We start from the raw sequence: 10,388 nt of genomic DNA, 5'->3' as shown, positions 1-10,388 counted from the left end.
GGCGATCCGCGGCGTGGTCGCGCACGGCGACGCGCGCGGCCGGACCATCGGCTTCCCCACCGCCAACATCGCGCTCGGTCGGCATCTGGAGCCGGCGCGCGGCGTCTATGCCGTGACCATCCGGCTGGCGGATGGAACGATGCATAAGGGCGTCGCCAATATCGGCCGCCGGCCCACCGTCAACGCCGGCCCGGAAAGCCGGTTGGAGGTCAACCTCTTCGACTTCGCGGGCGACCTCTACGGACAGGAGATCACCGTCGCGCTCCACGCGTATATCCGAGCGGAGGTGAAATTCTCCGGGCTGGATGCGCTGAAAGCGCAGATCGCGGCGGATGCGGCGGAAGCGCGGCAATTGCTGGGGTGACGCGGCGGAGGGCGCCGGTGGGTGACCCCGCCGGCGTCCTCCCATGCTGCCCGCGTCAGACGAACATGCCGCCCGAGATTTCGATCCGCTGGGCGTTGATCCAGCGGTTGTCCTCGGTCAGCAGCGAGGCGACGGCAGGGCCGATATCATCGGGCAAGCCGGGGCGTCCGAGCGCGGTGACGCTGGCGATGAAGTCGTTGACCTGCTTGTTGTCTCGGACCGATCCGCCGCCGAAGTCGGTCTCGATCGCACCCGGCGCGATGGTGTTCACGGCGATGCCGCGCGGCCCCAACTCCTGGGCGAGATAGCGCGTCAGCACCTCGACCCCGCCCTTCATCGCGGCGTAGGCGGCGTAGCCGGGCAGGCTGAAGCGAGCGAGGCCGCTCGAGAGGTTCACGATCCGGCCGCCATCGGCGATCAACGGCAGAAGCGATTGGGTGAGAAAGAACACCCCTTTGAGGTGGATGTTCATCAGCCGGTCGAAATCGGCCTCGGTCGTTTGCGCGAAGGGGGCGGCGATGCCGATGCCCGCATTGTTCACCAGGTAGTCGAACGTGGTGCGGTTCCAAGCGGCGGACAGCGCCTGCTTCAGGTCCACGGCGAAGGCGGCGAAGCTGGCGGTTTTGCCGGTGTCGAGCTGGAACATGACCGCCTTGCGGCCCAGCGCCTCGATCGCCGCGACCGTGGCGTCGGCTTCCTGCTTGTTGCTGTGATAGGTGCCGACCACGTCCACGCCCTTGCGGGCGAGCGAGATGGCCATGTTGCGTCCCAGGCCGCGGCTGGCGCCGGTCACCAGGGCAATTTTCGGGCTGTTCGTCATCCTGATTCTCCTGTGGTCGCTTTGGACGCACCCAAGATGACCCCTTCCCGCTTCCAGATAATCGGGTATTATTCGGGATCACTATCCGGAAATCGGAAATAATGGACCGGATCGACGCCATGCGGGTGTTCGCGCGGGTGGTGGAGCGCCGAAGCTTCATCCGCGCCGCGGAGGACCTGGGCCTGCCCGCTTCCACCGTCACCGACGCCGTCAAGCAGCTCGAAGCGCGGCTTGGCGTCCGGCTGCTGCAGCGGACGACCCGGCAGGTGCGCGCGACCCTGGACGGCGAGGCGTACTACCGGCGCTGCCTGGCGATCCTGGACGACGTCGAGGAGGCCGAAAGTGCCTTCAGCGACGCCCGGCCGCGCGGCCTGCTGCGCGTGGATATGCAAGGCACGCAGGCGCGGCGCTTCATCGTGCCTGCGTTGCCGCGCTTCTTCACGGACTATCCCGACCTGGAACTCTTCCTGAGCGAGACCGACCGGTTCGTCGATCCGGTCACCGAAGGAATCGACTGCGTGCTGCGCTCCGGCGAGCCGAAGGACAGCGACATGATCGCGCGGCGCATCGCGCTCCTGCCCGAGGTGACGGTGGCATCACCGGCCTATGTCTCTCGCTTCGGCATGCCCCGGCGCTGGGATGCCCTGGATGGACATCGCATGGTCGGCTTCCGGTCCTCGGCCACCGGCGGCGTATTGCCGCTGGAGTTCATGGTGAACGGCGTGCCGCGGACGGCCACGCCGCCGTCGGTCCTTTCGGTCAACGGCGCAGACACCTATCGGACCGCGGCCCTGGAGGGGCTGGGGCTGATCCAGGTGCCGCGCTATGGCGTGGAGCACGACCTGGCCGAAGGCACGTTGGTCGAGTGCCTGCCCGATACGCCGCCCTCTCCGACCCCGGTCTATGTCCTTTATCCGCGTAATCGCCAGCTCAGCCTGCGGGTGAGGGTTTTCATCGACTGGGTCGTGCGGGAATACGCCCGCCATGTCGGATCCGTCGTGTCGTCGGGGTCATGACCGCGTTGCCCCAGCCCTTCCGGCCCCTTAATGTCGCGCCATACCAATGGGGGGAAACCATGCTTCGTCGCCGTACCGTCCTGCTCGCCGCGCCTGCCATCGTCGCATCCTCCAGCCTTGGTGCGGCGGAGACCGTGAAGGTCGGCGTCATGTTCCCGCTGACCGGCAACTCGGCGGCGTCGGGGCAGGAGGCGAAGGCGGCGGTCGAGGTCGCCACGGACATCATCAATTCCGGCCATCCCGACCTGAAGGGGCTGACGGTCGGCACGAGCCCGGGGCTGCCTGGCCTGCACGGGGCGAAACTCGATCCGCTTTACGTCGACCATCGCGGGGATCCGTCGATGGCGCAGGCCCTGGCGCAGAAGATGATCACCAACGACCGGGTGGCGGCGCTGTTCGGGGCGTACCAGTCCTCCTGCGCGATGACCGCGACCGCCGTCGGGGAGCGGTACGGCGTGCCGTTCGTCGTCGCGGACTCGGTGGCGGCGAACATCACCGGGCGCGGGTTCAAGTATACGTTCCGGGTCACCCCGATCGCGACCAACTTCGCCGACAACTACATGCAGTTCCTGCACGACCAGGTGAAGGCCGGCCGCAAGGTCACCGACGTCGCCGTCGTCAACGAGAATACCGACTACGGCAGCTCGGTCGGCGACGCCATCGCGGCCGAGGCGGTGAAGCAAGGCTTCCCGGTCTCGATCCGCATCCCCTACAGCGCCAACGGGCCCGACGTCACGGCGCAGGTGTTGCAACTGAAACAGAAGAACCCGTCGGTGGCGCTGTTCGTCAGTTACGCGTCCGACGCGATCCTGTTCATGCGGACGATGAAGACGCTGGATTACCTGCCGCCGATGATCGTCGGCGATTCCTCGGGGTTTTCGGATCCGTCCTTCTTGCCCGCCGTTGGCGCCATCTCCCAGGGACTCGTCAACCGCTCGGTCTGGAGCAAGGGGGCGCCGGGCAGCCTGTCTTATGGGGTCAACGCGATTTACCAGGCGAAGACCGGACATGAGCTGGATGATGTGTCGGGCCGGGTGATGCAGGCGTTCTTCGTGCTGGCGGATGCGCTGAACCGTGCCGCGTCCACCGATCCGAAGAAGGTGCAGGCGGCGCTGAAAGCGACCAACATGCCCAAGAGCGCGATGTTCGTCGGCTACAAGGGCGTGCGCTTCGACGACACCGGGCAGAACGTCGAAAGCGCCACCTACCTGACCCAGCTTCAGGGCAAGGACTACGTCACCGTCTGGCCGGACGACGCGGCGGCGGCGAAAGTGTCCTGGCCGATGAAGGGCTGGCGATAGCGTGCGGAGGACGTACGCGGGATCCTGTCACTGCCGCGCCGTCCGTTTCGAGGTCGACGCGGACATCGACCATGTCCGCGTCTGCGATTGTTCCATCTGTTCCCGCCGTGGGGCGCTGTTATTCCGTGTCGATACAGAATCGTTCCGCCTTATGACGCCGTTGGCGGCGCTGTCGGTCTATCGTTGGGGTTCGCGGACCGCGGCGGATTATTTCTGTCCTGTCTGCGGCATCCTTCCGTTCCGTAAACCGAGCGCACCGACGGCGCGGGAGCGGGCGGAGGGCGTGAGGCCGTTCGAGGGCTGGGCGGTAAACACGCGATGCCTGGAGGGCTTCGATCCGTCCGCGGTACCGGTCCGGCGAATCCACGGCAGCGCGCTGGTGGCGGAGCGGCCCGGCTAGGCAGCTCCGCCGTGCCGTCGAATTTTTTTACGAAGCCTGTCGATTTCGGTGCGTCTCCGCCGTCTATCGATCAGGAGGTCGCCCGTGGCCCTCCGATCAGCGAGGAGATCGATCATGCGCGTCATGGTTTTCGTGAAAGCGACGAAAGACAGCGAACAGGGGATTTTGCCTTCGGCGGAATTGTTCGAGGCAATGGGCAAGTATAACGAGGAACTGGTCGCCGCCGGCATCATGGTCGGTTGCGACGGTTTGAAACCTTCGTCGAAGGGCAAGCGGATCGCCTTCGATGGTCCCGGCCGCACCGTCATCGACGGCCCTTTCGCCGAGACCGGCGAATTGGTCGCCGGCTACTGGATCTGGGACGTGAAGGACATGGACGAAGCCGTCGCATGGGCCAGACGCTGCCCCAATCCGATGCCCGGGCCTGGCGAACTCGAAATCCGTCCGGTTTACGAAATGGATGACCTGGCGGAGATCATGCCCGCCGAGGTCGCGGCACTTCACGACCGCACCCGGGAGAAGTTGGGCCGCCATTAGCCTGCCCTGTCCGAACCGGTCGGCGGCTTGTTGCAAGATGGGCCGCGCCTGGCGGCATCCTACCCATAGGCCGCCGCCTGGACACCTGCCGGATCGTCAAACAGCCGGATCATCTCCCGGCAGAACGCCGGCAGGTCGTCCGGCTTGCGTGAGGTGACCAGCGGGGCGTCCACCACCACCGGCTGATCGATCCACTCCGCCCCGGCATTCTTCAGGTCGGTCCGGAGCGAAGGCCAGGACGTCAGAAGCCGGCCGCGGACAGCGTCCACCTCGATCAGCATCCAGGGCGCATGGCAGATCGCGGCGACCGGCTTTCCGGCCTGGACGATGCGGTGGACGAACATGACCGCATCCGGAATCGCGCGCAGGGTGTCGGCGTTCGCCACGCCGCCGGGCAGCAGCAAAGCATCGAACTGGCTGGCCTTGACCTCGGCCAGCGTGGCGTCGACGGGCAGGCTGTCGGCTTTCTCGTGATGGTTCATGCCTTGGATCGAACGGCCGGAGGGGGCGATGATCGTCACGGACGCGCCTGCCTCCTTCAGCGCGCGGACGGGTTCGGTCAATTCGACCTGCTCGACGCCGTCTGTCGCCAGGACGGCGACTTTTCGGCTGGAAATGCCCGTCATGCATGGAGTCCTTTGGGTTTCCCTCGGCCGTGCCGAGGTGTCTAACGGGTCCGCACACCCCTGGTTGCCTCCCCCGCCTCAAGATGCCTTCCGTCGCGTCCGCTTGCGGGATGCAGGGGCCTTCGCCTTGGCGCGGGGTGGCTTGCCTTCCGCCAGGCTGGCCTTCAGTGCGGCCATCAGGTCGACGACGTTGTCCCCGCGGTCCTCCGGTTCCGCCTCTGGCGTGATCCCCTCGCCTTTGAGCCGAGCGGCAATGACGTCCCGGAGTTTGGATTCGTAGCGGTCCTCGGTGTCCTCGGGTTCGAACCGACCCTGCTGGCGGGCGATCAACTGGCGGGCAAGGTCGACCATCGCGGCGTCGGGTCTCTCGCCTTCCAGTTCCTCCCAAAGCGGGTCCGCGTCGCGCAGGTCGCGTGGCTCATGCAGCGTATGGCAGATCATCCCGCGCCCCCAGGGCAGGATCGCCACCGGCCGCTCCCGCTGGGAGATCACCACACGCGACAGTGCCGCGACGCCGGCCTTGCGGATGGCGTCGCGCAGGACGACGAACACGTCCTCCCCGGCATCGCCGTCCGGCGCCAGGTAATACGAGGTATCGAAATAGACGGGATCGATCGAGGCGGCTTCGACGAACTTGGCGATCCGCAGCGTGCTGGAGCTTTCGACCCGTGCTTCCTCGAAGTCCTTGTCTTCCAGCAGCAGGTAATGGTCCTTCTCGAACTCATAGCCCTTCACCAACTCCCGCCGGGACACCTCCTGCTCGGTCTCGGCGTCGATGGTGATCATGCGGATGCGGTGGCCGGTCTTGGGATTGATCAGGTGAAAGTGCAGACCCTCCCCGCCGCGCAGCACGTTGTGCAGCGCGACGGGGCAGGAAACGAGCGCCAGCCGCAGATAGCCGCGCCAGATCGGCCGGGAATTGGGTTGCGACGCCATATCGTTCCTCGGGTTTACATTTTGGTTCGGCCCGAAGCGGCCGGAAGAGATGGATGATAGGGGAACGCACGCGGCGCTGATCGGTTTTGATACGAGAGGGCGTTGACCCTCCGCCGTCAACCCAGCAACCTTGGGGGCTTCCGGCCATTGACCTTGGATACATTGACCTCGGCCGTAGTGGGCGGCATATGAAGCTGGCGCCGTATACCGTGCGGTGTATGTTCACGGGAATAAAACGTGGACAAACACGAAAATCATGAACATATAAACCGAACGTTGGGGATTATGGTCAGATTGGCCGCGCCTGCCCGCCAAGAACCGAACGCGGAGGACGACATGGACGACGTTTCAGAGGACCTCGCCGCCATCCTGGCGTCTCGCTCACCGACCTCCGACGCTGGCGATACTGACCTGACGGAGCGCTTTCGCGCCGTGCGGTCGGCAACCGAGGCCTGGGTCATCACGCTCTCGGCCGAGGACCAGGCGGTGCAGTCGATGCCCGACGCCAGCCCGGCGAAGTGGCACCGCGCCCATACGACGTGGTTCTTCGAGCAGTTCGTCCTGACGCCGCATGTCCCCGGATATCGCGTGTTCGATCCGGATTTCGCCTACCTGTTCAACTCCTATTACGAGGCGGTCGGGCCGCGGCACGCCCGCCCTTCGCGCGGCCTGCTGACCCGGCCACCGGCCGACCGGGTGACCGCCTATCGCCAGCATGTCGATGCGGCGATGACGGACGCGCTGCCATCCTTGTCCCCGGAGGTGCTGGCGATCGTGGAACTGGGCCTGCATCACGAGCAGCAGCACCAGGAACTGCTGGTGACCGACATCCTCCACGCCTTCTCCTGCAACCCGCTCTATCCTGCGCTGCTGCCCGGTTGGACCGAACCGGTCGTGCTGCCCGATCCGAATTGGGTCGAAATACCGGGCGGCCTGGCCGAGCAGGGCCATGCAAAGGCCGGCTTCTGCTTCGACAACGAACAGCCCGTCCACCGTGTCTGGCTGGAGCCGTTCGCGATCGCCAGCCACCCGGTGCGCAACAGCGACTGGCAAGCGTTCATCGACGATGGCGGCTACCAGACCTCGACGCTGTGGATGTCGGACGGCTGGGCGGACGTCCAGGCGAATGACTGGGACTCGCCCTTCTACTGGCGCCGGCGCGACGGCGCATGGTGGCAGTTCGGGCCAGGCGGCCTCGCGCCGCTGGTCCCCGATGCACCGGTCCGCCACGTCAGTTGGTATGAGGCCGATGCCTTCGCCCGCTGGTCAGGCGAGCGCCTGCCGACGGAAGCCGAGTGGGAGGCGTCAGCGACCCACGCCGGCCTGGGCGCCGTGGTGGGTTCGGTGTGGCAATGGACCGAGTCCGCCTATCGGCCCTATCCCGGCTACCGGCCCGCGCCGGGGGCGATCGGCGAGTACAACGGAAAATTCATGATCAATCAGATGGTCCTGCGCGGCGGATCCCTCGCCACGCCGCCCGGTCATGTCCGGATCAGCTACCGCAACTTTTTCCATCCCGACAAACGGTGGCAGTTCAGCGGACTGCGCCTGGCCAAAGACCTGTAACGGGGAGACTCGTCGTGCCGAACGATCCAGGATTCCTGCCGCGCGCCGGCGCGGCCCGCTCGACCCTGCGACCTGATATCGCAGCCGCGGCCCTGAAGGGCCTGACCAGCCAACCCAAGACCCTGCCGCCGTCGCTGTTCTACGACGAGCTTGGGTGCCATCTGTTCTATGAGATCACCAAGCTGCCGGAATACTACCTGACCCGCACCGAGACCGCCCTGATGGAGCGTATCGGCGCCGAACTGCTGCCCCCCGGCATGACACACGCCACCCTGGTGGAGTTCGGCGGCAGCGAGGAGACGAAGGCGCGCTACCTGCTCGACCTGCCCGGCCGGTTCGACCGCTATATCTCAGTGGACGTGGCCGAGACCGCGTTGACCGAGATGCGCAAGCGGCTGGCGCAAAGCCATGAATGGCTGGAGGTCGTGCCGGTGGTCGCCAATTTCATGCACCCCCTTCGCCTCCCCCCGATCGACGGTCCTCGGCTTGGTTTCTTCCCCGGCTCGACCATCGGCAACCTGGAGCCGTCCGCCGCGGCCGCGTTCCTGGCTTCCGCGCGGCAGGCGCTGGAGCCGTCGCCCTGGTTCCTGCTTGGCGCGGACCTGCGCAAAAGCCCGGATATCCTGATCCCCGCCTATGACGACGCGGCCGGCGTGACCGCGGCGTTCAACCGCAACCTGCTGGTTCGGCTGAACCGGGAGGCGGCGGCGGATTTCGACGTCTCGGCGTTCCGGCACAGGGCGGTGTGGAACGACGGGGAAAGCCGGATCGAGATGCACCTGGAGTCGCTGCGTCCGCAAGTCGTGCACCTGCCGGGCGCGACCATCCGCTTCGCCGCCGGAGAGACGATCCATACCGAGAACAGCTACAAGCACACGCCCGAAGCGCTGGTCTCGGTCGCGCAGTCCGCCGGCTGGCGGCTGCATCGGCGGTGGACGGACGATCAGGGGCTGTTCGGGGTCTTCCTGTTCGGCCCCTAAAGAAGATTTCCCGCCTGGCCCGACCGGTCAAGACGAGCGCTGTCGAGCCGACCATGAGGCTAGGCGGCGCCGCTCCCCGGCGCCTCCCGCCGCGGCGCGCTCGGCTGCCGTCCGGCCGTGAACGGATTGTGCGCCAGCAGGCGGGAGAAGCTGACCAGGCTGCCGCCCCCGGCGAAGATCGCCCCCAGGCCCAGCGCCAGCGACGGCCCATACGACATCGACAGGCTGAAGCACAGCGCCACCAGGGCCGCCCCGACCGCCTGCCCGGAAAGGCGGGACGTCGCGACGATGCCGCTGGCGCCGCCGCTGCGTTCGGGCGGTGCGCTGGTCATGATCGCGCGCAGGTTGGGCGACTGGAAGAAGCCGAACCCCGTGCCGCAGATCATCATCCGCCACACGATCCCCCATATCCCCGGGTGCCCGGACAGGAAGGCGATCAGCGACAGCCCGACGCACAGGATCGCCAATCCGATGCCGCATAGGATGGCCGACGGGTACCGGTCCGCCATCGGTCCGGCGAACGGCGCGGCCAGCCCCGTCATCACCGGCCAGGGCGTCAGCAGCAGCCCGGTCTCCACCGCCGAAAACCCCAGCACCGTCTGGAAGTAGAAGGGCAGGGACACGAACGCCAACCCCTGGGCGATGAAGGAGCAGACCGATGTCGCCGAGGACAACGCGAACATCGGCCGCCGATACAGGTCCACCGGCAGCAGCGGCGCCGGCAGCGCCAGTTGCCGCAGGATCAGGAAGACGCCCGAAACCAGGGCGATCCCGACGCAGGCCACCGTCACCAGGGTGGAAGCGCTGTGCGCGCCCTCGCCGATCGCGAAGATCAGGAAGCCGAAGGTCAGCGCGTTCAGGATCGCGCTGCGATAGTCGAATTTCTGCTCGTTGCTCCGGTTCACCGGCAGCACCCGGATGCCGGCTACGATGGCGATGATCCCAAGCGGGACGTTGACGGCGAACAGCCACTGCCAGGAGGTGATCGACAGGATGGCGGAGGCGACCGTCGGACCCACCGCGGTCGACACCGCGACCGTCAGCGCGTTGATGCCCAATCCCCGGCCCAGGTATTTGTGCGGATAGATGAAGCGGATCAGCGCGGTGTTGACGCTCATGATCCCGCTGGCGCCGATGCCCTGGATGATGCGCGCGGCGGTCAGGGTGGGCAGCGAGTAGGACAGGGCGCACAGAAGGGAGGAGACGGTGAAGAGCACCAGGCCCCAGGCATAGACGCGCCGATAGCTCATGATTTCGCCTAGCGAGGCGAACGGCAGCAGCGTCACCACGACGGCAAGCTGGTATGCGTTGACGACCCAGACGGAAGCGGCCGGCTGTGCGTTGAGGTCCTTGGCGATCGTGGGCAGCGCGGTATTGGCGATCGAGGTATCCAGGGCGGCCATGAAGATCGTCACGATCAGCGTGCCGACCGCGGCGTAGAATGCGCCGCCGCGCAAGCCGTCTTCGGGGATTGGTATGGTCACGGCGTCTCCCGTCGGGCTCATTCGGGTCTTGGACTCCCTGCGCGGTATGGGTGCTTACCTGATCCGTCCTGCGTTGAGAGGCGACCGGCGCGAATGCCTGACCCTCCCCAGCGGGGGAGCCGGCCGGGACGAGCCAGTGCCCCGGCGGACGTCGTGGCGCAAGGGGGCTGTCTCGCCGGGCGCGGGCGGGGCCGCCCATCAGCCGGCTGTTCCCCACCGATCATCCGACCGATCGTCCGATCGATCATCCCACCGATTATCCCACTCATCATCCCACCGATCATTCCACCGATCATCCCACTGGCCACCCCGCCGGCGAATCCCCATATTCGCGTCGTGACAACCTCGAAGCGAAACA

At 66.5% G+C, this 10,388-nt stretch carries 11 protein-coding genes; 7 read left to right on the top strand and 4 right to left on the bottom strand.

Features of this window, described 5'->3' with window-relative positions; genetic code table 11:
• Window positions 1-364 (top strand): riboflavin kinase (locus VHB27_RS09220; RefSeq protein ID WP_325599525.1); only part of this gene is annotated, 364 nt, incomplete at its 5' end.
• Window positions 365-419: 55 nt separating this feature from the next.
• On the opposite strand, the gene VHB27_RS09215 is transcribed toward VHB27_RS09220, so the two are convergent.
• Window positions 420-1,184, bottom strand: coding sequence for an SDR family NAD(P)-dependent oxidoreductase (locus VHB27_RS09215; protein ID WP_325599523.1), 765 nt, complete (start codon window positions 1,182-1,184; stop codon window positions 420-422).
• A gap of 101 nt (window positions 1,185-1,285) precedes the next feature.
• On the opposite strand from VHB27_RS09215, the gene VHB27_RS09210 reads away from it, so the two are divergent.
• The 4 genes from VHB27_RS09210 to VHB27_RS09195 all read left to right on the top strand — a co-directional run bounded on the left by VHB27_RS09210 (window position 1,286) and on the right by VHB27_RS09195 (window position 4,438).
• Window positions 1,286-2,200: a LysR family transcriptional regulator gene (locus VHB27_RS09210; protein WP_325599521.1), complete on the top strand. Its 915-nt coding sequence runs from the start codon at window positions 1,286-1,288 to the stop codon at window positions 2,198-2,200.
• 59 nt (window positions 2,201-2,259) lie between these two features.
• A complete protein-coding gene (locus VHB27_RS09205) occupies window positions 2,260-3,501 on the top strand; it encodes an ABC transporter substrate-binding protein (protein ID WP_325599519.1) in 1,242 nt (413 codons plus the stop codon).
• Window positions 3,502-3,652: 151 nt separating this feature from the next.
• The gene (locus tag VHB27_RS09200; RefSeq protein WP_325599517.1) at window positions 3,653-3,901 is read left to right on the top strand and encodes a hypothetical protein; all 249 of its coding nucleotides are present in this window, start codon (window positions 3,653-3,655) and stop codon (window positions 3,899-3,901) included.
• A 114-nt stretch (window positions 3,902-4,015) separates the two neighbouring features.
• Entirely contained in the window at window positions 4,016-4,438 is a 423-nt protein-coding gene (locus tag VHB27_RS09195; RefSeq protein WP_325599515.1) for a YciI family protein, read from the top strand.
• Between the two features lie 59 nt (window positions 4,439-4,497).
• Here the strand turns inward: VHB27_RS09195 and VHB27_RS09190 are convergent, their stop codons facing one another.
• Window positions 4,498-5,064 carry a type 1 glutamine amidotransferase domain-containing protein gene (locus tag VHB27_RS09190; RefSeq protein WP_325599513.1) on the bottom strand — a complete coding sequence of 189 codons (567 nt, stop codon included), beginning with the start codon at window positions 5,062-5,064 and terminating at the stop codon, window positions 4,498-4,500.
• A gap of 78 nt (window positions 5,065-5,142) precedes the next feature.
• On the bottom strand, window positions 5,143-6,000 hold the full coding sequence (locus VHB27_RS09185) for a Ku protein (RefSeq protein WP_325599511.1): 858 nt from the start codon (window positions 5,998-6,000) through the stop codon (window positions 5,143-5,145).
• A 336-nt stretch (window positions 6,001-6,336) separates the two neighbouring features.
• Between VHB27_RS09185 and egtB the strand changes: the two genes are divergently transcribed.
• Both egtB and egtD read left to right on the top strand, forming a co-directional pair.
• Window positions 6,337-7,566, top strand: coding sequence for an ergothioneine biosynthesis protein EgtB (gene egtB, locus VHB27_RS09180; RefSeq protein WP_325599509.1), 1,230 nt, complete (start codon window positions 6,337-6,339; stop codon window positions 7,564-7,566).
• 14 nt (window positions 7,567-7,580) lie between these two features.
• The gene (gene egtD / locus VHB27_RS09175) at window positions 7,581-8,546 is read left to right on the top strand and encodes an L-histidine N(alpha)-methyltransferase (RefSeq protein WP_325599507.1); all 966 of its coding nucleotides are present in this window, start codon (window positions 7,581-7,583) and stop codon (window positions 8,544-8,546) included.
• A 59-nt stretch (window positions 8,547-8,605) separates the two neighbouring features.
• Here the strand turns inward: egtD and VHB27_RS09170 are convergent, their stop codons facing one another.
• The gene (locus VHB27_RS09170) at window positions 8,606-10,030 is read right to left on the bottom strand and encodes an MFS transporter (RefSeq protein ID WP_325599505.1); all 1,425 of its coding nucleotides are present in this window, start codon (window positions 10,028-10,030) and stop codon (window positions 8,606-8,608) included.
• Between the last annotated feature and the right edge of the window lie 358 nt (window positions 10,031-10,388).

The organism is Rhodopila sp. (assembly GCF_035548235.1).
GTDB lineage: Bacteria > Pseudomonadota > Alphaproteobacteria > Acetobacterales > Acetobacteraceae > Rhodopila.
The sequence above is the reverse complement of the archived record's forward strand: the minus strand, read 5'-3'. Positions and strand labels throughout refer to the sequence as shown.